The 24,761-nt window shown below is 43.1% G+C and carries 25 protein-coding genes; 21 read left to right on the forward strand and 4 right to left on the reverse strand.

All coding sequences use genetic code 11. The features are described from left to right. Nucleotides 1–311 precede the first annotated feature (311 nt). On the reverse strand, nucleotides 312–626 hold the full coding sequence (locus ACZ5NG_RS00475; RefSeq protein WP_464252080.1) for a DVU0772 family protein: 315 nt from the start codon (nucleotides 624–626) through the stop codon (nucleotides 312–314). A 112-nt stretch (nucleotides 627–738) separates the two neighbouring features. On the opposite strand from ACZ5NG_RS00475, the gene ACZ5NG_RS00480 reads away from it, so the two are divergent. From ACZ5NG_RS00480 to ACZ5NG_RS00515, 8 genes are all read left to right on the forward strand, one after another. Beyond that, the gene (locus ACZ5NG_RS00480) at nucleotides 739–1,476 is read left to right on the forward strand and encodes a YkgJ family cysteine cluster protein (protein WP_464252081.1); all 738 of its coding nucleotides are present in this window, start codon (nucleotides 739–741) and stop codon (nucleotides 1,474–1,476) included. Between the two features lie 57 nt (nucleotides 1,477–1,533). Then, nucleotides 1,534–1,860, forward strand: coding sequence for a YlbF/YmcA family competence regulator (locus tag ACZ5NG_RS00485; protein WP_464252082.1), 327 nt, complete (start codon nucleotides 1,534–1,536; stop codon nucleotides 1,858–1,860). 280 nt (nucleotides 1,861–2,140) lie between these two features. Further along, a complete protein-coding gene (locus ACZ5NG_RS00490; RefSeq protein WP_464253079.1) occupies nucleotides 2,141–2,686 on the forward strand; it encodes a helix-turn-helix domain-containing protein in 546 nt (181 codons plus the stop codon). 46 nt (nucleotides 2,687–2,732) lie between these two features. Further along, the gene (locus ACZ5NG_RS00495; protein ID WP_464252083.1) at nucleotides 2,733–4,778 is read left to right on the forward strand and encodes a hydantoinase/oxoprolinase family protein; all 2,046 of its coding nucleotides are present in this window, start codon (nucleotides 2,733–2,735) and stop codon (nucleotides 4,776–4,778) included. 3 nt (nucleotides 4,779–4,781) lie between these two features. Further along, a complete protein-coding gene (locus tag ACZ5NG_RS00500) occupies nucleotides 4,782–6,524 on the forward strand; it encodes a hydantoinase B/oxoprolinase family protein (protein ID WP_464252084.1) in 1,743 nt (580 codons plus the stop codon). Next, nucleotides 6,525–6,860, forward strand: coding sequence for a cupin domain-containing protein (locus tag ACZ5NG_RS00505; protein WP_464252085.1), 336 nt, complete (start codon nucleotides 6,525–6,527; stop codon nucleotides 6,858–6,860). It begins immediately after the preceding gene. Nucleotides 6,861–6,945: 85 nt separating this feature from the next. Beyond that, nucleotides 6,946–8,031: a M24 family metallopeptidase gene (locus ACZ5NG_RS00510; RefSeq protein ID WP_464252086.1), complete on the forward strand. Its 1,086-nt coding sequence runs from the start codon at nucleotides 6,946–6,948 to the stop codon at nucleotides 8,029–8,031. A 39-nt stretch (nucleotides 8,032–8,070) separates the two neighbouring features. Beyond that, nucleotides 8,071–9,420 carry a purine-cytosine permease family protein gene (locus ACZ5NG_RS00515; protein WP_464252087.1) on the forward strand — a complete coding sequence of 450 codons (1,350 nt, stop codon included), beginning with the start codon at nucleotides 8,071–8,073 and terminating at the stop codon, nucleotides 9,418–9,420. A 538-nt stretch (nucleotides 9,421–9,958) separates the two neighbouring features. Here the strand turns inward: ACZ5NG_RS00515 and ACZ5NG_RS00520 are convergent. Continuing rightward, complete coding sequence (locus ACZ5NG_RS00520; RefSeq protein WP_464252088.1) at nucleotides 9,959–10,111, reverse strand: hypothetical protein; 153 nt, start codon at nucleotides 10,109–10,111, stop codon at nucleotides 9,959–9,961. 157 nt (nucleotides 10,112–10,268) lie between these two features. Beyond that, nucleotides 10,269–10,538: a transcriptional regulator gene (locus tag ACZ5NG_RS00525; RefSeq protein WP_464252089.1), complete on the reverse strand. Its 270-nt coding sequence runs from the start codon at nucleotides 10,536–10,538 to the stop codon at nucleotides 10,269–10,271. Nucleotides 10,539–10,740: 202 nt separating this feature from the next. Between ACZ5NG_RS00525 and ACZ5NG_RS00530 the strand changes: the two genes are divergently transcribed. The 6 genes from ACZ5NG_RS00530 to ACZ5NG_RS00555 all read left to right on the forward strand — a co-directional run bounded on the left by ACZ5NG_RS00530 (nucleotide 10,741) and on the right by ACZ5NG_RS00555 (nucleotide 15,208). Further along, a complete protein-coding gene (locus ACZ5NG_RS00530; protein ID WP_464252090.1) occupies nucleotides 10,741–11,370 on the forward strand; it encodes a metallophosphoesterase in 630 nt (209 codons plus the stop codon). A gap of 18 nt (nucleotides 11,371–11,388) precedes the next feature. Continuing rightward, on the forward strand, nucleotides 11,389–12,375 hold the full coding sequence (locus ACZ5NG_RS00535; protein WP_464252091.1) for a hypothetical protein: 987 nt from the start codon (nucleotides 11,389–11,391) through the stop codon (nucleotides 12,373–12,375). Between the two features lie 228 nt (nucleotides 12,376–12,603). Beyond that, nucleotides 12,604–13,107 (forward strand): NifB/NifX family molybdenum-iron cluster-binding protein, encoded by a 504-nt coding sequence (locus ACZ5NG_RS00540; protein WP_464253080.1) that lies wholly within the window; start codon nucleotides 12,604–12,606, stop codon nucleotides 13,105–13,107. Nucleotides 13,108–13,119: 12 nt separating this feature from the next. Next, a complete protein-coding gene (locus ACZ5NG_RS00545) occupies nucleotides 13,120–13,962 on the forward strand; it encodes an ATP-binding protein (RefSeq protein WP_464252092.1) in 843 nt (280 codons plus the stop codon). Then, on the forward strand, nucleotides 13,959–14,816 hold the full coding sequence (locus ACZ5NG_RS00550) for an ATP-binding protein (protein ID WP_464252093.1): 858 nt from the start codon (nucleotides 13,959–13,961) through the stop codon (nucleotides 14,814–14,816). Before ACZ5NG_RS00545 ends, ACZ5NG_RS00550 begins: the two co-directional genes overlap by 4 nt. A 35-nt stretch (nucleotides 14,817–14,851) precedes the next feature. Continuing rightward, entirely contained in the window at nucleotides 14,852–15,208 is a 357-nt protein-coding gene (locus ACZ5NG_RS00555) for a NifB/NifX family molybdenum-iron cluster-binding protein (RefSeq protein ID WP_464252094.1), read from the forward strand. A gap of 127 nt (nucleotides 15,209–15,335) precedes the next feature. Here the strand turns inward: ACZ5NG_RS00555 and ACZ5NG_RS00560 are convergent, their stop codons facing one another. Then, entirely contained in the window at nucleotides 15,336–15,845 is a 510-nt protein-coding gene (locus ACZ5NG_RS00560) for a glycoside hydrolase family 73 protein (protein WP_464253081.1), read from the reverse strand. 174 nt (nucleotides 15,846–16,019) lie between these two features. On the opposite strand from ACZ5NG_RS00560, the gene ACZ5NG_RS00565 reads away from it, so the two are divergent. From ACZ5NG_RS00565 to ACZ5NG_RS00595, 7 genes are all read left to right on the forward strand, one after another. Beyond that, on the forward strand, nucleotides 16,020–17,099 hold the full coding sequence (locus ACZ5NG_RS00565) for a branched-chain amino acid aminotransferase (RefSeq protein ID WP_464252095.1): 1,080 nt from the start codon (nucleotides 16,020–16,022) through the stop codon (nucleotides 17,097–17,099). A 157-nt stretch (nucleotides 17,100–17,256) separates the two neighbouring features. Next, nucleotides 17,257–18,204 carry an NAD(P)H-dependent flavin oxidoreductase gene (locus tag ACZ5NG_RS00570; protein WP_464252096.1) on the forward strand — a complete coding sequence of 316 codons (948 nt, stop codon included), beginning with the start codon at nucleotides 17,257–17,259 and terminating at the stop codon, nucleotides 18,202–18,204. A 282-nt stretch (nucleotides 18,205–18,486) separates the two neighbouring features. Next, nucleotides 18,487–20,436, forward strand: a complete 1,950-nt coding sequence (acs, locus tag ACZ5NG_RS00575) for an acetate--CoA ligase (RefSeq protein ID WP_464252097.1) — start codon at nucleotides 18,487–18,489, stop codon at nucleotides 20,434–20,436. Nucleotides 20,437–20,654: 218 nt separating this feature from the next. Then, nucleotides 20,655–21,989: a histidine kinase gene (locus ACZ5NG_RS00580; protein WP_464252098.1), complete on the forward strand. Its 1,335-nt coding sequence runs from the start codon at nucleotides 20,655–20,657 to the stop codon at nucleotides 21,987–21,989. Then, the gene (locus ACZ5NG_RS00585; protein ID WP_464252099.1) at nucleotides 21,964–22,752 is read left to right on the forward strand and encodes a LytR/AlgR family response regulator transcription factor; all 789 of its coding nucleotides are present in this window, start codon (nucleotides 21,964–21,966) and stop codon (nucleotides 22,750–22,752) included. Before ACZ5NG_RS00580 ends, ACZ5NG_RS00585 begins: the two co-directional genes overlap by 26 nt. Nucleotides 22,753–22,769: 17 nt before the next feature. Beyond that, the gene (gene acpS, locus ACZ5NG_RS00590) at nucleotides 22,770–23,153 is read left to right on the forward strand and encodes a holo-ACP synthase (protein ID WP_464252100.1); all 384 of its coding nucleotides are present in this window, start codon (nucleotides 22,770–22,772) and stop codon (nucleotides 23,151–23,153) included. Between the two features lie 9 nt (nucleotides 23,154–23,162). After that, nucleotides 23,163–24,713: an NAD(P)H-hydrate dehydratase gene (locus ACZ5NG_RS00595; protein ID WP_464252101.1), complete on the forward strand. Its 1,551-nt coding sequence runs from the start codon at nucleotides 23,163–23,165 to the stop codon at nucleotides 24,711–24,713. Nucleotides 24,714–24,761 lie beyond the last annotated feature (48 nt).

Here is a 24,761-nt window from a genome sequence, read left to right on the forward strand (position 1 = left end):
AATAGGGCCCGGTTTTTTATATGCCGTATTTTCAAACAATTGGCGGTATGTCATGGGAGGCATCCCGTTTCCTTCACCTCGCAGGTAATTTTCGCCTGCTTCTAATTTCTTCGTAACCGATGTTTTTTGTCCCTATAGAAAACTCCCCTTTAAGTAGTCCTGATTTTTGTTATTTCAGGTGCCTACTCAAAGGGGAGCATATCACTTTTAGTTTTCTACACAGGACGTAAATGCCTTGGCCGCCAAAGAAGCGTTGCGATTGGGATAACAGGCGGCATGCCTATCGCTTCCCTAGCTAAGCCACCATCCTGTTAAGCCAGGCGCTCTTCCAGCCACTGACGTACCGTATCGTCTATGGCATAAAGTCCGTCCTCAATCGGCAAATTACCTTGGTTTATAATGGCTTTGACAAGCAGTTCCGTTGGCGGTTGCTCTTCTAAGGTTATGGTCGTGCTGTAGTTGGGCCGAATGCGGTAAAGGGCCAGAGTAGGCCGGCCCTGCCAGACATCAATGACAAAACTATAACCGGGACGGCGCTTGTCCGGGTGAAATTCGTTTTCTAAAGAAAAATCCCACAATATTTTGTTTTTAAGGGTTTTGAGTTTTTCTTGGCTAATAATATTCATAATCTATACCTCCCAAATATTATCATTGCCGTTTATTTTGTTTTTTAAAAGGTTTTATAATATTTGTGTCGAATATCACTAATTAAGTTTATTTTTTAGGAGAATTAACATTATGAAATTAAAGGGTTTTTTTTCAGCGGACGATAAATTTAAATTTTCCTGCCACGAGGGGCTGGCCTGCTTTAACACTTGTTGCCGGGATATTAACATTTTCTTAACCCCTTACGATGTGCTTCGCTTAAAGAAAAATTTGGGTATTAGGTCAAGTGAATTTTTGGCTAAATATGCACATGTCATTTACCCAGGATTGAGGGCGTTTCCGTTGGTAATGATTAATATGGACGCTGACAAAGAGAAAAGATGTCCTTTTGTATCTCAACAGGGTTGTTCTGTCTATCCGGATCGGCCGTGGGCTTGCAGGATGGCTCCCGTAGATATAAAGGGTGAAAATTTGTATGGTTTTTGCTTTGACAGTTCCCGCTGTTTGGGATTATTGGAGCAAACGGAGTGGACGGTAGAACAATGGGTGGTTAATCAAGGGGTAGATGTTTATCAAAAGATGGATGAGGGATTTAAAGAAATCCCCTTAAAATTAAAGTTTACCGGATTTGCCGGCCTAGATAGGCACATTAAAGAGATGTTTTTAATGGCTTGCTACGATCTGGATAAATTTAGAAAGTTTATTTTTGAAAGCAGTTTTTTAAAAGTATTTAATGTTTCGGAGGAAACCACGAACAAACTTAAAACCGATGATTTAGAATTAATGCATTTCGGCTTTAATTGGTTACTTAATCAGTTTGATATTAAAAAGACAATTAACTTAAAGGAAGAAGTACCAAATTTATTTTAAAGCACAAAGTTTGGGCAAGGCTCATTAGATAAAATCTTTTATGGAGAGTGATGTTTAGTGAACGAATTATTGGAACAAAAAGCCAAAGAATTAGCTCAACTAATTACCGAAACAGACGAGTATCAAGAAGTGAGGATAAGGCAACAAAAAATGTTTGCCGATAAAGAATGTTTAAATTTGTTAAATGAGTTCACCCAACTGCAGAACGCTAATCTAAAAAAACAGGAACAAGGTAAATTGACACAAGAGGATATAAAAGCAATGGAGCAAGCAGAGTTAAAGTTATATGAAAACCAATTAATCAAAGAATTTCATGAAGCACAAACGGATTTACAGAGGCTGCTGAATTCAGTAATGCAGGTAATAGTAGAGAATACGAAGTAAAATGTTAGTTTTTACCGGGAGGTGTGAATTCCTCCCGGTTTTTTGCTGGTATGGTAAAAATACTCTCTAACAGGTGGACAAATGTTTGCGTTGCATAGATTGTGTACAAAAAACAAACGCAATTTGTACACTGACAGCAAAAAATTTTATAAAAATTTGTCTGCTCTTGCAGGAAAAAATGAAGTGATTGTGTAATAATTAAACTCGTGCTAAAAAATTTTTTAGTATTAGTAAAACGGCTCATTGACGGTGCTGGGATTAAGAGAGGGGGAAAAGGAACATTAAAGAGATTTATGAACGCATAAGGGAGCTACGCAACCAGCAAAACCTAACTTTAAAGGAACTTAGCGAAAAAACGGGGTTATCGGTTAGTTTCCTCTCTCAAGTGGAAAGAGGTAATTCCTCTTTGGCGATAACTTCTTTGAAAAAGATAGCCGATGCTTTGAATGTACCGATAACCAGTTTTTTTGAGGAGTATAAAAATAATAATTTTCTGGTCAAAAAAGAAGAACAAAAGCCGTTTAGGATTGAAGGTTCAACAGCGGAATATATCAGAGTTGGCGGTGAATTTTCGGGGAGAAGCTTAGAACCGATGCTGGTTACTTTGGATCCGGGGGCAAACAGTGAAGCGACAAAATATAACCATCCCGGAGAAGAGTTTTATTATGTTTTGGAAGGAACAGTGATTTTTAATATAGACGGTCACGAGTACCTGGTAAAGAAGGGAGATTCCATTCACTTTCCTTCTGAATTAACCCACTATTGGCTGAACCCTACCGAACAAAAAGCAAAACTATTGTGCGTGCTGATCCCAGTAATCTTTTGAAAGGATGACCAGAATAAAAAACTGTTAGTTAGAAAGGTGGTAAATTATGAGGGTTGCAACCGACATTGGAGGAACCTTTACTGATTTGGTTTCCGTAGACGAGCAGGGAAAAATTACCGTTGCTAAAAGTCATACCACACCCCCAAATTTTGAAAAAGGGGTTATTGATGTTATTAAAAAGAGTGGAGTAAATGCCAAGGAGATAGAAACATTTATTCATGGCACTACTGTAATTATTAATGCTTTAACGGAACGTAAAGGTGCGAAAACCGGACTGATTACGACAAAAGGATTTCGCGATGTGTTAGAGCTGGCCCGGGGTAACCGCCCGGACTTATACAACCTTCGCTATCAAAAGCCGGCTCCTTTTATACCGCGCTACTTGCGCCGGGAAGTGGAAGAAAGGTTGAATTATAAAGGCGAAGTAGTTACACCTTTGAATACAGAACAAATCAAAGACATTATCGAGTATTTCAAGAAAGAAAATGTAGAAGCTATTGCCGTTGCTTATCTGCATGCCTATGCCAACCCGGCTCATGAACAGAAAACTGTAGAAATAATTAAAGAACTTTGGCCGGAAGTAGCTGTTACCGCCTCCCATGAAGTAACAAAGGAATGGCGGGAGTATGAGCGCTTCAATACCTGCGCCTTAAACTCTTACGTTAAACCGATTGCTTCCAGATATGTAGATAAGTTAGAAGCTAAATTAACTGAGATAGGTGCAGATAAATGCTATAAGTACATTATGCAGTCCAACGGCGGTACTACTACCTTTGAACAATCTAAAGTAACACCAATCAATATGGTAGAATCCGGTCCGGTTGCCGGCGTTTTTGGAGCGGCGGTTCTCGGACAGATAATTGGCGAGAAAAATATTATTGCTTTTGATATTGGCGGTACTACGGCTAAATGTTCGCTGATTGATAATGGTGAGGTAAAAATTACTACCGATTACCACATTGAAAGAACCGAGCGTACAGCCGGATATCCAATTAAAGTGCCGGTAGTAGATATAGTGGAAATCGGTAACGGCGGCGGTTCAATCGCCTGGATTGACGATGCCGGTTCATTGAGAGTAGGTCCGCAGTCAGCCGGGGCACTGCCCGGTCCGGTTGCTTATGGGCTTGGCGGTACCGAACCGACTACAACCGATGCCAGCTTGGTTACCGGTCGTTTGTCTGCCAAAAACTTCGATAATGAAGTAGACATTGATAAAGTTAAGGAAGTTATTTATGAAAAAGTGGCTAAGCATTTTAACATGTCGGTGGACGAAGCGGCACTGGGAATTATTCGGATAGCAAACTCCAACATGTTAAATGCTTTAAAGCTGATTTCGGTAAGAAGGGGTTATGATCCGCGCGAATTTTCTATGGTAGCCTTTGGCGGCGGGGGGCCGATGCATGCAGCTGCTTTGGCGAAAGAATTAGGTGTGAAGAAAGTTATTGTACCTGTAGCCGGCTCGGTATTTTCCGCTTGGGGAATGTTAATGACTGACCTGCGTTATGACTTTATTAAAACGTACATTAGTAATTTTGAGAATATAGATCTTAATCAGCTAAATAGCGAATGGCAGCAAATGGAGACTGAAGCTTATGGATATTATCAAAAACAAGGCTTTGAGCAGGCCAAAGTGGTATTTTCCCGCTTTGCGGATATGCGCTACGCCGGTCAAGAACATACCGTTAAAGTTCCGGTTCCTAACGGTGAAATGGATGAAGAAACTGTTAAAGAAGTTATTCGCCGCTTCCATGATCTTCACGAACAGGCCTATACCTTTAAACTGGAAGATTCCCCGACGGAGATTGTTAACCTGCACTTAGTTGCCTTCGGGATTGTTCAAAAGCCTGAGTTATACAAATTGGAACGGGTAGGCGGCAATCCGGAAGATGCATTGAAAGAGATAAGACCGGTTCTTTATGAAGAAGAAGGCTGGTTGGATACCAAAGTGTATGACCGAGAAAAACTGGCTGCTGAAGTAACCATTGAAGGTCCGGCCATTGTTGAAGAACGTTCGGCATCTACCGTCATATATCCCGGACAAACAGTTACTGTGGATTGTTATGGCAACTTGATAATTAAGACGGGGGTGTAATTGATGAGCAATCAAAAAAATAAAATAGATCCTTTTACCCTGGATATTGTAAAAGATTCGCTGATTGCGATTGGCGATGAAATGTTTATTGCCTTAGCCCGTACTTCAAAGAGCCCGGTTATTTATGAAGTATTGGACTATGCCAGCGGTATGACCGATGCCAAGGGTAACCTGCTTACCCAAGGTAACGGCTGTACCGGGTTTATCGGTTTGCTTACCTTTATGGTTAAGGCAGCGATAAATAAATTTGGAGACAATTTCAAACCCGGTGACATCATTATTATCAATGACCCATATATGGGCGGGGGTTCTCACCTTTCTGACGTGGGACTGCTGATGCCGATCTTCTACGAAGATGAACTGATTGCCTTTTCAGCAAATAAAGCCCACTGGACGGAAGTTGGCGGTAAGGACCCCGGTTCCTGGACAAACGATGCTACCGAAGTTTATCAGGAAGGGCTGCAGTTTCCCTGCGTAAAACTGTTTGACGAAGGTAAATTAAACCAAGCCCTGGTAGATATTATTGCTGCTAACGTCAGATTCCCTGATCTATCTTTAGGAGATATGTGGGCACAGGTGGCAGCTTTGCGAACCGGGGCAAGACGTTTGGTTGAACTTTGCGACAAGTACGGCAAAGATGTGGTTTTAGCTTCCATTGATCACTTGTTGGATCATGGTGAACAAATAACCCGCAAGGAATTGGCAAAACTGCCCAAGGGCGTATATGAAGCCGTTGACTATATTGATGACGACGGTTTTGGCAATGGCCCGCTGAAAGTACAGGTTAAAGTAACTATTACAGATGATAAGTTTATCTGTGATTTTACCGGCAGCCATCCTCAGGTACTGGGCCCGATCAACTCTTCTTATGCTGCTACCTCTTCAGCAATAAGAACGGTATTTTTGGGCATTACTAACCCGTCCCAGGACGTCAATGACGGTGTCTTCCGTCCATTGGAGATTATTGCCGAAGAAGGTTCCATTTTTAACTGTAAGCGTCCGGCGGCGGTGTCAACCTATTGGGAATCGATGGGTTATGGCGCAGAGTTAGTTTGGCGTGCCTTGGCTCCGGTGGTGCCCCATCGTTTAACCGCCGGTCACATGTTATCAGTTTGTGCAGTAAACTATGCCGGCATATACCCGGATACAAAAGAGCAGTTTGTATTTTCTGAACCAACTGCCGGCGGTTGGGGTGCCGGTGAAGGAATGGACGGTTGCACCGGACAGTTTTGTATCAATGACGGGGAAACTTTTAACGTGCCGATTGAAGTAGCTGAGACCCGCTACGCTATTATGGTTGATGAGTACAGCATTCATGCTGACGGAGCGGGTGCCGGTGAGTACCGCGGCGGAGCGGGTGTAGTTCGCTCTTACCGTGCCTTATGCGACGGACATATGGTAACGGCATCCTTTGGTCGTAACAAGTTTGTTCCATGGGGGTGTGGCGGCGGTAAAGACGGTTCCAATAACAGGTTTGAAATTATTAAAGCTAACGGGGAAAAAGACGGTCCCTTTGGCAAGTACTCCCGTTATCCCTTGAACAAAAATGATGTTGTTCGCTTTATTACGGCGACCGGCGGCGGATATGGCGATCCCTTAAAGCGCGATCCGCAAAAAGTGGCTTGGGATGTAAAGAATGAATACATTACCGTGGAACAGGCAAAGAATGATTACGGTGTAATTGTTGATCCGGAAACATTTGAAGTTGTCGGCTTTACGGAGGAGCGTCAAAGGAGAGGAAACTAATTGAAAGTAGTAAATGTTTCAGAAGTACCGTCTGAATTAAGTGCCAAAGCCTTGATGAAGATTATATTCGGCGGAAAAGACGAACCCAATGCTAAAGTAACTTTCGGTACGGCAGTGTTTCCTCCGGGTGCAAGGGTTCCCCAGGAAGGAACGGGCAAGCATGAGGGTGATGAATATTCGCTCATCTTGAAAGGCTCGCTAGTATCTTTCAGCGGAGGGGAAAAGTATCGTTTATCTGCCGGACAAGCCAGTCTGATTCCTGCCGGGGAAGAGCACTGGTCACTGAACGACGGTAATGAAGATTGTGAAGTAGTATGGGTGCTAGTTAAGAAATAGCAGTGTAATAAAGTATATCAAGCCGGGTCCTGCTTCGTTAAACAAACCGGGGCCCGGCAATAATAAACAATAGGGGGGTGGAAAGGTGAGTATTTACGAGCAGAGATTTTTTAGAGCCCAAGAGCTGCTTAAAGAACAAGCATTGGCTGCAGTAGTGGTTACAGCTCCGCAAAACTTTTTTTATTTCAGCGGTACCCGGTTAGACTCTCATGAACGCCTGCAGGCCATTGTCATTCCCCAGACCGGTGCCCCTACTTTAATTGTTCATGAGATGTTTGAGCAGCAAATTGAAATGCCGCAAAATGTAGAAAAAGTATTTTGGCAAGACGGGAATGACTCAATTGCTTTATTGGCTGAAATTTTGCCGACGGAAGGAAAAATTGCCATTGATAACCTTTGGCCCAGCGGCAACTTAATTCAGTTAATGGCCAAAGCCGGCGGTTTAAAATATGTTGCCGGTGATTTAATATTGGCTGCTTTGCGGGTGATAAAGGATGAATACGAGATTAAGTTGTTGAAAGAGTCTGGAAAATTAACTGATCAAGTTATGGACAGTTTGGTGAATTTTTTAAAGCCGGGAGTAACGGAAAAAGAAGTAGCTGATGAAGTACTGAGACTTTACAAAGAAAGAGGCGTTGAACAGCCGGCATTTAATCCAATAGTCGGCTTTGGCAAAAACGGGGCTATTCCCCATCATGAACCGGATGATACCGTGCTGAAAGCAGGCGATACCGTTGTTATTGACATGGGCGGAATTAAAGACGGTTACTGCTCGGATATTACCCGTACCTTTGTTGTTGGCGAGCCGAGTGAAGAAATAAAAGAAGTGTATGAAGTTGTGCGCCGTGCTCAGGATGAGGCGGTAAAGGCAATCAAGCCCGGCATGCTACCGAAGGAAATTGATCAAGTGGCACGGGACATTATTACCAAAGCCGGTTATGGAGATTATTTTAATCACCGCACCGGTCACGGAATTGGCATTGAGAATCACGAGGAGCCTTATTTATCGTCCACCGGTGACCAACCGCTACAAGAAGGCATGGTTTGCAGCGTGGAGCCGGGAATATATTTGCCCGGAAAATTTGGCGTCAGGATTGAAGACATCGTTGTCGTTACCGCTGACGGTGCAGAAAGACTGAACAATTTTCCGCGGGAACTGATTAAGGTATAACAATTTAATAAATAGTTTTGGTGAGGGGGTATTTTTAAGTTGGAAGAAAAAGGCCTTAGTTCAATAGAAAAGGACCAGGCGCTGGGAGCGGTGCCGCTGTCTGAACGCCAGCACTGGTTAACGCCGGCGATGATTTTTGGCGGCTTGGAATTTACCATTCCGGTACTGATGATTGGTTCAACTTTGGCCGGCAGTTACGGATTGGCTCAAATATTTTTTATTCTTTTGATCGGTTTGGTAATCATTCAGTGGATCGGTAACGCTATCGGAGGCTATATCGGGGCGAAAACCGGTCGCGCATCATCGGTGATTGCCCGCACCGGCTTTGGGGCCACCCAAGCCAAGGTAATAGTAGCTTTAAGCATTTTTGTAATTTCTCTTGGCTGGTGGGCAACACAAACCGCTGTTGCCGGTAATGCTATTTCCGTTATGCTGGGCGTTGATTATACCACTCAATGGTTGCCCTGGGCGGTAATTACTGCCGTTGCCGGTCTGTTGTTTGCCATTCCCTCAATCATTGGCTATTCATCTATGAAGTGGACAGATTATATTGCGGTACCGGCCGGACTGCTATTGGTTATTGCCAGTATAGTATTGGCTCTGAAAAATATCGGTTGGGATACAATAGTCTCTTGGTCTCCTGAACCGAGTATGACCTTTTTAGCGGCAATTAGTTTGGTAATCGGGGCAAATGTGTCTCAATGGGTAATATCCGCCGATTATACCCGCTATGCTAAGCCAAAGGTTAAAGACAATGTCTTGATTCCGTTGGGCATAGTTGCTGTGGGTTTTCCGCTGTTTTATATTGGAGCAATTATGTCTGTCGGGGTAGGCAATGCGGATATTGTGCAAGTAATGGTTGGCCTTGGTTTTCCTGTTTGGGGCTTCTTAATCCTCTGGCTTGCTACTTGGACCAGTCAGTTAGTTAACAACTACACCATGGGTTTAGCCTTGGCAAACTTGTTAAATGTTGATACCGGTAGGGGCCGTGCAATGCTGACTTTTATCGCTACTTTAGTTGCCATTGTAGTTGCATTGGCCGGTATTTTGGATTATTTCACTAATTTCTTGTATATGAGTGCAATAATTTATCCTGCCATTGCCGGTGTTATTTTTGCTGACTTTTTCTTCGTCAGAAATCAACAATGGGAAGATAAACCCGGTTGGAACTGGATGGCTACCATAGCCTTTTTTGTAGGTATCGCATTTGGTTATTACACTCAATATGTTAACCCGATGGGTCTGCCGGCAGTTCAATCATTACTGGCTACCGGTATTTCATACTATCTGTGCATGCGAATAAAAGCAAAAGTAGCACCGGATAGCTTTACACCGGCACATTGGACGGAAGGAAAAGAAATAAAACCGGAACTGACTGAAAGCCTCTAAAAACAAGAATAGGACAATTGCTAAAAATATAAAGACCCCAATTTTCAATTACTTGAAAACCGGGGTCTTTTCATTTTTCTGCTTGATACGGCCAATACATAGTGTGCTACCCTCCTTGAGATTACGGGAGATAAACGGACAACATTTTTGCCAATCCGCTGTTGCCGAACTTTGGATTGCAGTAATAGGTTGCCGGGTTAGCCGGGTGAAATAGCTTAGTAAAAGGGAAGCAGATAGCCCAGAATGAGAAGACAATTAAACTGTAAATTAAGCAGGCTACAGCGAGAAGTATTGTTGCCGGTATGAATAGAATAATTTGTGCGGCCGGCAGGCTGTATTTTTTTAACATTTAAATTCCCCCCTTTCGTAGATTATTAGTACTATATTAGCATAGCTAGTGAAAAATAGTGCAAATTGCAGAATAGGAAAATAATTAAGTTAATTTGGAAATATTATGAAGATAAATGCTGCAGACAAGGGCTCTTAAGGGTGGTAAATTAAAGGAAGGCAAAAAAAAAGAAGTTACATGCTGAAAAATTTATTTTTTACCCTGAGAGTGAAGTTTTTGTTCGTTTTCTTTTAATTTTAAGAAATACAGAAAGTTTGGGCCGCTTAAATATGCCGTTGGTTTATCCGGTTGGAAGAGTTTTTGCAGTGATGATGCAATAACTTGAATACCTTTCTTTGTCATTTTGTTACCCCCCTTTCGCCTTTATTTAATACCATAATAACACAGATTGTGAAAAAAGGTACTAATGTCAGAATAGGAAAATAATTAAAAAATTTGGCATAAAGAGAGGGCGGATCGCATAACTGATTTACGGTAGTTAGCGAGTCGCCCCAGTCTGTTAGATAGCCTCTTCTTTAATGATGTCTAAGTATTGTTCCCCCAGGTCGGTAATTTCACACATCTTGCTTTTACCTTCGCTGCTGATTTCTACCAAGCCTAAGGCATACAGTTGAAACAACACATGGTCTAATACTGCTCTTTTGGTAGTAGACATTAAGCTTAATTCTTCTTTATTCATTTTTCCGGATTCAAGCAGGGTTCTGAGCACTCGATGTGCTTCTTCCGGCAGTCTTTTAGCCGCCTGCTTAAAATAATCATAAAGTGTCATTGCTGGTAAAAAACCTCCTAATTATATAATTTGTTAGTATTATTACCTAAATACTGGTTAATTAAACAATAACCCAGTTAGTTTTAAAAAAAATACGTGTTAAACAGGTGATGTTTTAAGTTGACTTTAAGTAGTTGATTAGTTATATTACCATTAATGATGGCGGTTTCGAAAAATTTTTACGAAGGGAATGTTTAATTTTATGACGGCAGCAGAAAATATAAAATTTTTATTTTCTCAACTTACCGGCCGCCTTTACATTCCTGACGAGATACGAAATACAACAGAGAAAAAAGTTTTACATTTAAGTGATACCCCAACTTCATTGTACGGTGCAATATCAACTTTGATCGCTACCATTAAACCGGACATTATTATACATACCGGTGACTTGGTTGATGATATAAAATTAGAGTACAATCCCGGTAAACTCTCATTATACAGCCGGATGGTGGGCACATTTATTAATATATTGGAAGGCAGTTCGGCAGAAAAAATTTACATTATCCCCGGAAACCATGATAATATTGATATTATCAACAGCTATATCGATCATGCCCAGTTGTTAACAGAGGGGGAAACGGTCAGAATTGAAAACGTCACCATAGGCTTAGCCCACCGCATGAAAAGATTGCCGGCAAATGCCCGATATTACTTATACGGGCACAATTTTAGAAGTCCGAAGACAAAAAACGGCGCTGTTTACTTAAACGGCATGAACAATATTAATGTGATATTGCTACCTTCCGAGAGAGTTGTGAAGATAAACTATCCCTGGGGGGTCAACCAGGGGCGGGGTCTGAACGAATGCATACTGCCGAATTCAATTTAATTTGAGGGTGATGAGCCGATGATTTTTGTGCGAACGGGACCGCGATTTTTGTTTTTGCACACTGCAGATACCGTCGGCCTAAAAAATTTATTGTTGACCGAGCTTGCCGGCAGACCGGTTGATTTTAATCAAGCCATGGAAATTGCCAGCGAGGATAATACTATTATTATGGTTGTTCCTCATGCTGTGACCAAGGCCTGGGTTAATGATGCGGATTACATTGTGGTGGTACCGTTTGGCTCATCAGTGGTTTTGGCAAAATTAATTAACTTACAAGTTGCACATTTATTAAAACAGGCAGAATTAGGTGCCGGGTTGTTAATCCAGCGTCTACCGTTTAGAAGCAACAATGTTATTGAAATGATTAAAAAAGACTATCATGCTCATCCTTTAGGTTTAATTGAAGCAATCAACACCGGGCAGAGTAATGATACCATTGTGGTATTTACTGATGCACCGTTGCAAAAAAATGTGCAGTTAGATAAAGTGATTGAACCCTGCCTGCTCATTCATCAGCCGATTCCGCAAATGTATAAAGAATTGCGGCGGGAGGCAGTGCGCTATTTCACTCAGGGATTGGATAAAAGTGAATGGTATGAAGTGCGGATCAATATTTATGATGCAGCTGATAGATATGATATTCACGCCCGCAGAGTAGAGTTGGTTTTGGAAGATTTAGAAGCCGGATTGATTTTGGGCGAAACATGGACTAAGGATCACGCGTTGGCACTTTTTTCCGTTGTTGCTTATCAAATCAGGCTGTTTACCATGATTGACCCTTTAGAATTAAAAACTCTGCTTATTGGTTTGGAATATGATGAAAACGGTTCGCGCTTTGTTGACATTGATGTTTACTATCGCAGTAGTAAGATTGAATGGGCGACGATTGCTAAAAGGTTGCCCTTTGGGCGAAGGAAAACCGGCTCCCACTACCGGAGAGAACTTTATTCCTGCTTAAGTCCAAAAACCAAAGAAAAAATTTTAGCCTTGGAAAAATCACTGTAAAAAATAAGCTTTTTAAAAATACGCCGGCTAACAGCCGGCGTATTTTGTTTTTTATTATAAAAAATTAATTTTAATCTTTTTATTAAATTATTGACAATAGTTCATAATGGTTATAATATGGTTATGAACATAAGTCAATAAATTGGCAGTTTTACTGCCCTTCATACAGGTAGGAATTTATTCTTTCCTTTGGCAGCGGTGAAGGAGGCCGCCAAATCGTTGGTTGCAGTGTGGCGGTATAGTTTGCGGCCGGCAGGGCTTACAATTGCCGTGCTGGGGCAAGCCGGAGAAGAGGATTTGGTTGAGGCGGAGCAGGAAGGGTATGTGCCGACAACCTGCCCAAGCTATGAAAAGAAAAGGAGGAAGGGCATGAAAATAGCAGTATCAGCAACAGGAGATTCATTATCCAGTGCGTTAAACCCTAGATTTGGCAGATGCGAGTATTTTGTTTTATATGACTCTGAAAGGGAAAAGGTTAGCAGCGTGGAAAACGGCAGCAGATTATCTACAGGCGGCGCAGGAGTGGCTACTGCTAAAATGTTGATAGATTTGGGCGTGGATGCAGTTGTTACCGGCTTTGTCGGGCCGAAGGCCTATACCGCTCTTCAAGCGGCAAAAATAAAGGTTTATGTTGATGCTCAGGGTACTGTACAAGACGCATTGGAACAGTTTAAGCAAAATAAATTAACTGAAGCACAAAGGGCTAACGCCGGTGCCCACAGCCATGTTTAGGTGGTGGATATCATGCGCATATCTATTGCCAGCGGTAAAGGCGGGACCGGCAAAACCATGGTGGCCACTAACCTGGCTCTTTCAATTAAAAATGCCCCCGTGCAGCTGTTAGATTGTGATGTCGAAGAACCAAATGCCCACATTTTTTTTCAAGGCAAGCAATTAGATGAAAAGATGGTTTCTGTTTCGGTGCCCGAGGTAGACGAAAGTAAGTGTGATGGCTGTGGCAGATGTTATGAGGTTTGCGTTTTTAATGCAATAACTAACATTGGCAGCTCGGTACTTATTTTTGAAGATATGTGCCACAGCTGCGGAGCTTGTTGGACATTATGTCCGGCGAAAGCTATAAAGCCTAAAAGTAGGGATATTGGTTTGGTCACAAGACAGGAAGCAGAGGGGCTGAATTTAATTACCGGCAAACTAAAGGTGGGTTCTCACATCAGCCCGCCGGTAATTAAGGCAGTTAAACAGCAGTGCATAGAAGACGGGATAAACATTTTGGACGGCCCTCCGGGGAGTTCTTGCCCGGCAATGACCACGGTAGAGGAAACAGACTACTGTGTGTTGGTTACCGAACCCACACCCTTTGGGCTTAATGATTTAAAATTGGCGTACTCAATGGTTAAAGTTCTCGGTGTGCCCTGTGGCGTGGTTATTAACCGGGATGACACCGACAGCAGGATAATAGAAGATTTTTGCCGGGATAATGGCTTGGATATTTTAATGCGCATTCCCTTGGACGTCAGTATTGCCCGCAGTTATTCTAAAGGCGTTCCTTTAGTTAAAGACAACCCGGCTTGGCAGGAGAAATTTTATCAGCTCTATCAATCCGTGTTAAAGGGGGTGCAGGGATGAAAGAGCTGACAGTAATCAGCGGCAAAGGCGGCACCGGGAAAACCAGCATTGTGGCATCATTGGTTACCATGGCTTCCAATGCGGTAATTTCCGACTGTGACGTAGACGCTGCCAACCTGCACATGCTGTTAGACCCCACCATTATAGAAGAGACTCCCTTTTACGGCCTGCCCAAAGCCAAGATTGATTTAGATAAATGCAATCAATGTGGCATGTGTGCCGAGTTGTGCAGTTTTGAGGCAATTAAAAATTTTAAGGTTAATGAACTGGCCTGTGAAGGCTGCGAGCTTTGCTCCCGTGTCTGCCCCCAGGGTGCGGTGGAAATGCAAAAGCATCTTGCCGGCCATTGGTATATATCTAATACAGCTTATGGTCCTTTTGTGCATGCCAAATTGGGAATTGCGGAAGGAAACTCCGGCCTGCTGGTGGCTGAAGTGCGCAAGGCGGCAAAAAAAATAGCTGAGGAAAAAGGCATTCCGCTGATTATAACTGACGGGCCTCCGGGAATAGGCTGCCCGGTGATATCATCACTGGCCGGAACGGACATGGCTTTAATTGTTACCGAGCCAACGGCTTCGGCAATTCATGATTTAGAACGGGTAGCACAGGTAGCAAAAAATTTTGGCTGTAAGATCGCCATTTGCATCAATAAATACAATTTAAACGAAGAAAACTGCCGTGGCATTGAACTGTTAGCCGAAAAGTTGGATATTCCGGTTATCGGCAAAATTCCCTATGATAATGTCATGCATCAAGCGGTAGTTAATCAAATTCCGGCTTCATTGCTAGCGGAAGGAAGTATTAAGCAGGAAATTAGCAATTTATGGTATAATATAAATAAAATGATCTTTTAACCTTAGTTACAAAAAATTGCAGGGAGGAATTTAAAATGAAGATTGCTATGCCAGTTGCAAATGGAAAAGTGAACCCGCATTTTGGTACCAGTAGAGAGTTTGCCATATTGGAATTGGAAAATGGCAAAGTGGTAAATAAGAAAGTGATTTCTGCTGAAGGGCTGCAGCACAATCATGGAGGTTTAGCCGGATTAATTAAAAACGAAGGTGTTGACGTAGCTATTGTAGGCGGTATTGGCGGTCATATGTTAGAGGCGCTGCAGGCAATGGGCCTAAAAGTAGTAGCCGGGGCAAGCGGTGATATTACTGAGGTTGCTGAAGCTTATGCTGCCGGAACTTTAACTACCCGTCCTTCAATATGCGGTTGTGGCGGTCACGGACATCATCATTAAAATAAAGGGGCGTGTTTGTAGGGATTGGCAAGACCGTCTCTACATCACTTGTCCAGCTTTCCAACTAAAAGGGCTGTCGTACTACAAACCTTAAACTTGTTGTACGACAGCCCTTTTTACTTATTGATTAATCAATGTCGTAATCGTATAGCTTATATTTTTTCATAATAGAAATAAGTTTGTGCGCATATTTGGGGTCGGTGGCGTAGCCGCATTTATAAAGCTGATGAGCCGCTTCATCGGGTGTTGCCGCTTTTCTTACCGGTTTATAACGATCCAGCATTATTATTTTTTCATAATCGGCAAAACATTCTTCGTAACTGCGGTAACAGCGGAACTTTTGCATGCGACATACTTTTTTGCCTTTTTCATAATCCACGTGAGGAATTTCAACACAACCACAGGGCCCTTCTCCTGTAATGCCAAACAAGTTATAGCTGTAGCGCCCGGTTTTTTTATCTTTAGGTACGGTTTTTCCCCAACCGCTTTCTAAGGCCGCTTGGGCAATGATGCAGCTGGCAAAAACACCGGTTTTACGGCAGCATTGCTGAGCGTGGGGGGCAACTTTTTTTATAAACTCATAAGTATACAGTTGAATCCACTCCTTTGAGCTGATTAATGTACTGGTATAAATTATGTAAAAGTAATGTTATGTGTGCATAGGACGGTCAATGCCCAAGAACTAGACAGGCAGAAATTTTTAATTCTCAGATAATTTTTAATAAAAAAAGGAAGACAAAGATAAATGTAGAATAAAGAATTTTAAAAAAGCAGACTTGATAGAATTATACGTAAATTAGGAGATGAGTTTATGGAAATCTATTGTGAACCGATCGCTGATGAAGACTTAAAACCCTTGTTTGAGGATCCCGGCAAATTGGTGTTTGGCAAAGTGTTTACTGACCGCATGTTTACCATGAAATACAACAAAAACGAGGGTTGGCATGATGCCAAAATTGAGCGTTACAAGTCCTTTGAATTAGATCCTGCATGCTGCGTGCTTCATTATTCGCAAGAAATTTTTGAAGGTTTAAAGGCTTATGTCAGTGAAGACGGCAGAGTTTTGACCTTTCGGCCGGAAATGAACGCCCGGCGCATGAATCGGTCAGCTAGGCGCTTATGTATGCCGGAAATTCCCGAGGAAGATTTTATTCAAGCTTTAAAAGAATTGATTATGCTGGAAAAACGCTGGATACCGCGGGCGCCGGGCACCTCGCTGTATATCCGTCCCACGATGATTGCCACGGAAGCTTTTTTAGGGGTACATCCGGCAGCGGAATATCTCTTTTATATCATCCTTTCTCCGGTGGGCCCTTACTTTAAGGCCGGTTTTAATCCGGTAGGAATTTATGTGGAAGATAAATTGGTGCGAGCCGTTGTTGGCGGTGTGGGAGACATTAAAACCGGCGGGAACTACGCGGCAAGCTTATTGGGTGCTCAGATAGCAGAAGAGAAAGGCTTTTCTCAGGTATTGTGGCTGGATGCCAAAGAGCATAAGTATGTAGAAGAAGTTGGGGCCATGAATATGTTTTTTGTCTTTGGCAATAAGGTAGTTACCCCTAAACTGACCGGTTCTATCTTACCGGGAGTTACCCGCGACTCAGTGCTTAAGCTGGCCGCCGATATGGGTTATCAAGTGGAAGAGCGCCTGATATCGATTGATGAAGTTATTGAGGGAATTACCGACGGAAAACTTACCGAAGCTTTTGGTACCGGTACTGCTGCCGTTATATCCCCGGTGGGTTCTTTATACTATAAAGGGAAAAATTATATTATTAATAATAATGAAGTCGGTGCGGTTACCAGATCCCTGTACGAACGCTTAGTAAACATTCAACTCGGCAAAGCGGAAGACAAGTTTGGCTGGGTAATGGAATTAGGAAAATTATAGATGAAGGATAATTTTAGATGAGGTGCACAAACGCACCTCATTTTTTGTTTGGAGGAATTTTTTTAAAGATTTATTAAGTCGGTTATAATGATAGTTGAAAATTGTTGAGATGTGTGTTTAACTGTAATAGTTAAACATATTTTTGGAGGGAAAACAGTTGAAACTGCCTAAACTAAAAATTGGGAATTTGCTGCCAAAGTACCCCATTGTCCAAGGCGGTATGGCGGTACGCGTATCTACCTCCTCCCTGGCGGGGGCGGTAGCAAAGGCCGGCGGCATTGGACTGATTGCCGCTACCGGTATTACACCGGATGAGCTGAGGGATGAAATTCGCCAAGCGCGTAAACTGGCCGATGGGGGAATTATCGGAATAAATATAATGTACGCTGCTCGGCAATTTAAAGAACTTGCCACTACCGCAATTAAAGAAGGTATTGATGTTATTTTTACCGGCGCTGGCTTTTCCCGGGATATCTTTCGTTGGGGCCAGGAAGGTGGCGTTCCCATCGTTTCCATTGTTTCATCGGCTAAAGCAGCGCGGCTTGCCGAAAAATACGGTGCAGCCGCTGTGGTGGCTGAAGGTACTGAGGCCGGCGGACATTTAGGCACAGATAGATCGGTCAGGGAAATTTTACCGGAAATTAAAGAGGCGGTTGATCTGCCGGTAATTGCCGCCGGTGGAATAGTCAGCGGCAAGGATATGGCTGACATGGTAAAATTGGGGGCCAGTGGCGTACAAATGGCGACAAGATTTGTCTTGAGTGAGGAATGTACGGTATCAGACGAGTTTAAGCAAATGTATTTGCAGGCCAAGGCAGATGATATAGTAACAATTAAAAGCCCTGTGGGTTTGCCGGGAAGAGCTATCCGCAATAAATTTGTAAACTTGCTGCAGAAAAATGAATTGCCGCCAATAAAAGAATGTGAAGGCTGTTTGAAAAATTGTTCCCGGGATTACTGCATCATGAAAGCACTGGTAAATTCCTGTAACGGGAAGGTCAGTGAAGGGGTTGTATTTGCCGGTCAAAATGTACATAAAATTAAGGATATACTTCCGGTATCGGTTATTTTTAAAAGACTGCTAACGGAATATGCGGCACAATAAAATGCTTCGGCTTTGCCGGAGCATTTTTTTTGCCCATTTAGATGGCTGTATAGGGCAAAAATTTTTGGATCATGCTCACTTGAAACGGTGACAGGGAACATCCAAATGTCGCATTTACAAGCTGAACGGTCGATTTAAGGGCTAAATGGTTGTATACAAGGTTTTTTTGAACGGAGTGTCGTTCGGGGGGCAAATTAGTTATTTCAGCGATAAAATATTACGCATATTTAGCGGCATGTATATACTTAAGTATAGCACATTTGATTTCGAGGAGGCGTTAAGATGTCCGGTCAGAAAGCAAGCAGCGAAGTGTTGAATAACTTTATGCTGGAAGAAGAAAGGGTATTTGCCCCCAGTATAGATTTTGTAAAGCAAGCTAACTTTAAAGACGCGCGTATATATCAAGATGCTAATGAGAATTGGCTGGATTATTGGGTTAAAGAAGCGGAAAAAGTGGATTGGTTTAAAAAGTGGGATCAGCCGCTGATTTGGGAACAACCTTTTGCTAAATGGTATGTCGGTGGAAAATTAAATGTTTCATACAATTGTATTGACAGACATTTAAAAACATTTAGAAAAAATAAAGCTGCCATTATTTTTGAAGGCGAACCCGGAGACTCCCGGGTACTGACTTACCAGGATTTATACCGTGAAGTTACTAAGTTTGCAAATGTTTTAAAAGGGCTTGGCGTAAAAAAAGGTGACCGGGTAAGTTTATATATGCCGATGATCCCCGAGCTACCTATTGCCATGCTGGCTTGTGCGCGGATCGGTGCCGTTCATAGCGTTGTGTTCAGCGGTTTTGCTCCCGAAGCTTTGCGGGACAGGATTAACGATGCCGGCTCAAAACTGGTGGTTACCGTTGACGGCAGTTATCGGCGTGGCAAACTGCTTACATTGAAAAATAATGTTGATGTTGCTTTAGAAGGCTGTGACAGCGTAGAAAAAGTTGTAGTGGTCCGGCGCACCGGTTGTGAAGTGAATATGGTTGAAAAGCGCGACCTTTGGTATCATGAATTGATGGAGCAAGCTCCCATTGGCTGTCCGGCAGAGGCAATGGATGCAGAAGACATGCTGTTTATACTTTATACCAGTGGTACTACCGGTAAACCCAAGGGAGTAGTGCATACTACCGGCGGATATTTGGTGGGGGTTACCTCTACTTATCAGATGGTGTTTGATATCAAAGAAGATGATATCTACTGGTGCACTGCAGATATCGGCTGGATTACCGGGCACAGCTATATAGTTTACGGTCCGCTGTCCAGCGGGGCAACAACCGTTATGTATGAAGGCGCACCCGATTACCCGGCTAAAGATCGCTTTTGGGCAATAATTGAGAAATATGCAGTATCTATCTTTTATACGGCACCCACCGCCCTGCGGATGTTTATGAAATGGGGTGAACACTGGCCTGCCGGCCGTGATTTGTCAAGCTTGCGTTTGCTTGGTTCGGTAGGAGAGCCAATTAATCCGGAATGCTGGCTGTGGTATCACAAAAATATCGGCGGAGGCCGTTGCCCGATTGTGGATACTTGGTGGCAAACTGAAACCGGTCAGCTTATGATTAGCCCCATACCCGGCATTACTTATGTGAAACCCGGTTCGGCCACTTACCCGTTGCCGGGCATTGAGGTGGATGTTGTAGATGCGGCAGGTCAGCCGGCTGCAGTCGGAGAGAAGGGCTTTCTGGTCATTAAGCATCCTTGGCCGGCAATGATCCGCACCGTTTATAAGGATCCTCAGCGCTATGTAGACCAGTATTGGGGGCGTTTTGAGGGCGTGTACTTTACCGGTGACGGTGCCATCAAGGATAAAGACGGCTATATCTGGGTTCAGGGCCGCGTAGATGACGTAATTAACGTTTCCGGACACCGGTTGAGCACTGTGGAAGTTGAAAGTGTGCTGACAGAACATCCGGCGGTTGCTGAAGCTGCGGTTATCGGTAAAAGTGACGAAGTTAAGGGTCAAGTAGTTGCCGCTTTTGTTACCCTAAAAGAAGGTTTCGAAGCCAGTGACGAACTGCACAATGAGTTAAAGATATTTGTCGGTAAAAAGATCGGTGGTTTGGCCCGTCCGGATAAGATTTACTTTGTTGCCGAGCTGCCGAAAACACGCAGTGGTAAAATCATGAGAAGGCTGTTGAGAGACATTGCCGAAGGCAGGACGATGGGCGATACTACGACATTAGAAAATCCTGATGCCTTAGCAGAATTACAAAGCAATGTATAATCCGGATGACAAATTGGGTTGAAGCGTTTGTATCGCTTCAGCCCTTTTTTTTTCTGCCATCTTTATTGTTTCAAATATAATCTAATATTATGTATTATTATGTATACATACCCAATGTTTTGCGTAGCTAAAGGAATCAACAATTGATTTGTAGAATAATAATGACATAATATTAATTATTTTTTTTATTAATTGATTATGAGGGGTTTAAATTGTACTTGAAAAGCAAACTAAAGAACGCTATCACCATACAGTTTTTAATCGTACAGATTGTTGCTTTGATCGGGATATATCTATGTACCAAAGACTGGCGAGTTTCGCTGATTATACTGCTGACTAATTTTATAATAATCTATATCGTAACAGTGTATCCTCGCTTGCATAGGGTTGTTACCGTAAAGGTTGATCCTAAGTCCTTTGACAGCAGTTTGCAAATTGCCAACGAAACGCTGCCCTTTATGCGTCAGGGGTTGAACCGTGAAACCGCCCAACAAGCAGCAGAGATTATTCAAAAGATTAGTGATGTTCCGGCAGTGGCTATTACCGATCGACAGCATGTTTTGGCTTATTTGGGCGCGGGATGTGAAATGCACCCAGTCGGGGGCTCAATTATCACCAATGCCACAAAAGAGGTAATAGCAACCGGGCAGTTAAAAATTGTAGAAAAAAAGGAGGATTTTAACTGCCCCCGTCATAATAGCTGTGATTGCCCTCTGGAAGCTGCGGTTATTGCTCCGCTGAAATGCAAAAACGAAGTGGTTGGCACGGTGAAGCTTTATCAGACTATAGCCGGTGAAATGCCTTCCAATCTTGTGAAGTTGGCAGTGGGAATTGCTCAGCTTCTTGGTGTGCAAATGGAGCTTGCCGAATTGGACCGCCAGACGCAACTGGTAACCAAGGCAGAGCTTAATGCCCTGCAGGCGCAGATAAATCCCCACTTTTTGTTCAACACCCTGAACACTATCAGCATGTTTATTCGTACTAATCCGGAAACTGCCAGGAGATTGTTAAAAAGATTGGCTGCCTTTTTCCGTCATTCTTTAAAGCGGCGGGGGTATTTGGTAACTTTTGAAGAGGAACTGGAATTTCTCAATAATTATTTAGTATTGGAAAAAGCCCGCTTTCGGGATAAATTGCGCGTAAAAAGAAATATAGACAAAAGGCTGCTTAAATTTAAAGTGCCTGTATTAACTTTGCAGCCTTTAGTTGAAAACTCGATACGTCATGGTATTACCCCGAAGGTAGGTTCAGGTACGGTAATAATCACCGCAAAATTGACAGACAGGGAAATTCACATTACTGTTCGTGACGACGGTGTTGGTATTAAACCGGAATTGATGTCTGAAATATTTAAACCGGGTTTTGGTTCAGGTAGCGGGGTCGGTTTAAGTAACGTAAACGAAAGGTTAAAGCTTTTATTTGGTGAGGATTATGCTTTGACCATTAACAGTGTACCCGGAAAAGGGACCACGGTTTTTGTAAGAATTCCGCTAATATTAGACAGCGGTGAGGGGGTGGAGAAAGGAGATGAAGCTGCGCGCGTTGATAGTTGATGATGAGTATCCTGCCAGGCAGGAGCTTCGCTATATATTGAGTAACTTTGACGATGTGGAGATTGTTGGTGAGGCTACCAGTGCTCAAGAGGCGTTGGCCTTAATTAAAGCCTTGGATTACCATGTGATATTTTTAGATATTGCCATGCCGGGTATGAGCGGTTTGGAATTAAGCGCAGCTATCCAAGACTTACCTCGCAAGCCACATATCGTTTTTATTACTGCTTACGATGAGCATGCCTTAAAAGCTTTTGAAGTAAATGCCGTTGATTACATTTTAAAACCGGTAGAGGAGCAGCGTTTGCGAAAAACGCTGGATAAGATATTAAAATCATATCAAAATTATGCCCAAAATGCTACTAACGCGCAAGATATGGAAGCGGAAAACATTAGGCAGGACAATCAAAACCGGCAGGTTAAAGATATTAAAATGGAGCGTATACCTGCAGAGAGGTTTGGAAAAACAATTTTGGTAGATACATCCGAAATTTTTTATGCTTTTACGGAAAGTGATTATGTGCATATCAAAACGTACGATGATACAATGATTACCAGGTTTACTTTAAAAGAGCTGGAGGCCAGGCTTAACCCAGCAGTATTTTTTAGGACACACCGCTGTTATATCGCAAATCTGCATAAGGTTAAGGAAATTATTCCTTTCTTTAACGGCACTTATAATTTAGTGATGGAAGATAAAGAAAAGAGTGAAGTACCCGTTTCCCGGGCGCAAGCTAAAAAACTGCGTAAATTATTAGGCTTTTAAAGGAGCGAATTGAATTATTGTTGTTAATCGGTGTTGGCACTGATACAATAGAAATTGCCAGAATAAACAAAGCTTGTAAAAACGCTCGCTTTTTAGAGCGGGTATTTACGCCAAAGGAGCAAGAATATTGCCTATCGCGCAATAATCCTTATCCCTGTTTGGCTGCTCGCTTCGCCGGGAAAGAGGCGGTGTTAAAGGCAATGGGTACAGGGCTTAGGGGCTGTCGGTTTAATGAAATTGAAATATTGCCGGAACATCCGGACGGTCCGCCTAAGGTGAAGCTCTATGGCGGTACCGAAGAAATTTGCCGACAGAGAAACATTAGCAGCTTTTTAGTTAGCTTGTCTCATGACCGGACCAGGGCGGTGGCTTTTGCGGTAGCAGTGAGTGATAGAGGGTGATGGTTTTTCATGCGGGTAGCAACGGCAAAAGAAATGAAAGAGATAGATCGGCGGGCAATGGATGAATACGGTATTCCCGGCATAGTTTTAATGGAGAATGCCGGTATAAAAGTAGTTGAAGCCATAAAGCAGCATTTTGGCGGCAGGGTGCAAGGCAAAACAGTAACTGTTTTTGTCGGCAAGGGCAACAATGGAGGAGACGGTTTGGTGATTGCCCGTCATCTTTATAATAACGGTGCAGATGTCAGATTAATGATTATTGATGAGCCTGAAAAATTAACCGGAGATGCCGCTGTTAATTTAACAATCTGGCAAAATTTAAAACAAAAAGTGTATCGGGTGGATCAACCCAACGGCATTAACTTAGTTAAAGTTTCGCTGATGACTACTGACTTAATTATTGATGCCATGTATGGCACCGGCTTTCGGGGGCAGGTCAGCGAAAGAGTGGGCCGTATTATTGAACTGATTAACTCCAGCAATCTGCCGGTGATTTCGGTAGACATTCCTTCCGGCTTAGAGGCAGATACCGGCAAAATTGGCGGAATTTGCGTGAAGGCCACATTAACGGTGACCTTTGGCTTACCGAAGATTGGCATGCTGCTGGAGCAGGGGGCAGAAGTATGTGGCGAATTAGTGGTTGCCGACATTTCCTTGCCGAACGCTCTATTGCAGAGTAGCAGTAACAAGAAAATGCTGTTGGATACCGAGGTTGTTAGACCATGGCTGCCTCGGCGTGGTGCTGCCACCCATAAAGGGGATTGTGGGCGGGTATTGATAGTAGCAGGTTCAAGGGGGATGAGCGGTGCAGGTATATTAGCGGCAACAGCATGTTTAAGAAGCGGTGCGGGTTTAGTTACGTTGGCTGTTCCTGAAGACGTCCACAGCACTGTTTCCGGCAGGGTGCCTGAGATGATGACCTTACCGTTGCCGGCTAATGACGGAACATTGTCGGTAGATGCACTGCCGTTGATTTTGGAAAAACTGCGGAAGGTTGATGTTTTGGCTATTGGTCCCGGATTGTCGCAACAGGCTAATGTCCAAGAAATGCTGCGGCGTTTGCTACCTAAAGTGAATAAACCGATGGTGATTGATGCCGATGCCCTCAATGCTTTAGCCGGCAGTACCGAGATACTGCGGCAATTAACCGCTCCGGCCGTACTTACCCCGCACCCGGGGGAAATGTCACGTTTATTGGGGATTTCCCTTGCCGAAGTTCAGGAACAAAGGCTGCCTTTGACTGTTAATTCTGCCGATGAATGGGGATGCACGGTATTATTGAAGGGTGCGCGCACTTTAATTGCTGCTCCCGGCGGCGTTTTATATATTAATCCCACCGGGAACCCCGGGATGGCCACTGCGGGAAGCGGTGATGTACTTACCGGTATTATTGCCGGATTTATCGCCCAAGGTATGCAGGCAGATCAGGCGGCAGCTGCCGGAGCTTATATACACGGCTTGGCAGGTGATTATGCCGGTAAACACTTAGGTTATTGCGGTTTAACGGCCGGCGATATCATAAATTATCTGCCCCAAAGCATTATGCGGGTGGAAAAATAAGGAATCGCGGCTGTTACTTTTTCATTTTAATTCAATTCGCTCAAAACA

Source organism: Desulfovectis peckii, assembly GCF_055391705.1.

Excerpts from the sequence above, each read along its gene's own strand:
- ACZ5NG_RS00475 (WP_464252080.1), bottom strand. The coding sequence starts at position 626 with ATGAATATTATTAGCCAAGAAAAACTCAAAACCCTTAAAAACAAAATA.
- ACZ5NG_RS00480 (WP_464252081.1), top strand. The coding sequence starts at position 739 with ATGAAATTAAAGGGTTTTTTTTCAGCGGACGATAAATTTAAATTTTCC.
- ACZ5NG_RS00495 (WP_464252083.1), top strand. The coding sequence starts at position 2,733 with ATGAGGGTTGCAACCGACATTGGAGGAACCTTTACTGATTTGGTTTCC.
- ACZ5NG_RS00500 (WP_464252084.1), top strand. The coding sequence starts at position 4,782 with ATGAGCAATCAAAAAAATAAAATAGATCCTTTTACCCTGGATATTGTA.
- ACZ5NG_RS00520 (WP_464252088.1), bottom strand. The coding sequence starts at position 10,111 with ATGACAAAGAAAGGTATTCAAGTTATTGCATCATCACTGCAAAAACTC.
- ACZ5NG_RS00525 (WP_464252089.1), bottom strand. The coding sequence starts at position 10,538 with ATGACACTTTATGATTATTTTAAGCAGGCGGCTAAAAGACTGCCGGAA.
- ACZ5NG_RS00530 (WP_464252090.1), top strand. The coding sequence starts at position 10,741 with ATGACGGCAGCAGAAAATATAAAATTTTTATTTTCTCAACTTACCGGC.
- ACZ5NG_RS00535 (WP_464252091.1), top strand. The coding sequence starts at position 11,389 with ATGATTTTTGTGCGAACGGGACCGCGATTTTTGTTTTTGCACACTGCA.
- ACZ5NG_RS00545 (WP_464252092.1), top strand. The coding sequence starts at position 13,120 with ATGCGCATATCTATTGCCAGCGGTAAAGGCGGGACCGGCAAAACCATG.
- ACZ5NG_RS00550 (WP_464252093.1), top strand. The coding sequence starts at position 13,959 with ATGAAAGAGCTGACAGTAATCAGCGGCAAAGGCGGCACCGGGAAAACC.
- ACZ5NG_RS00555 (WP_464252094.1), top strand. The coding sequence starts at position 14,852 with ATGAAGATTGCTATGCCAGTTGCAAATGGAAAAGTGAACCCGCATTTT.
- ACZ5NG_RS00565 (WP_464252095.1), top strand. The coding sequence starts at position 16,020 with ATGGAAATCTATTGTGAACCGATCGCTGATGAAGACTTAAAACCCTTG.
- acs (WP_464252097.1), top strand. The coding sequence starts at position 18,487 with ATGTCCGGTCAGAAAGCAAGCAGCGAAGTGTTGAATAACTTTATGCTG.
- ACZ5NG_RS00585 (WP_464252099.1), top strand. The coding sequence starts at position 21,964 with ATGAAGCTGCGCGCGTTGATAGTTGATGATGAGTATCCTGCCAGGCAG.
- ACZ5NG_RS00595 (WP_464252101.1), top strand. The coding sequence starts at position 23,163 with ATGCGGGTAGCAACGGCAAAAGAAATGAAAGAGATAGATCGGCGGGCA.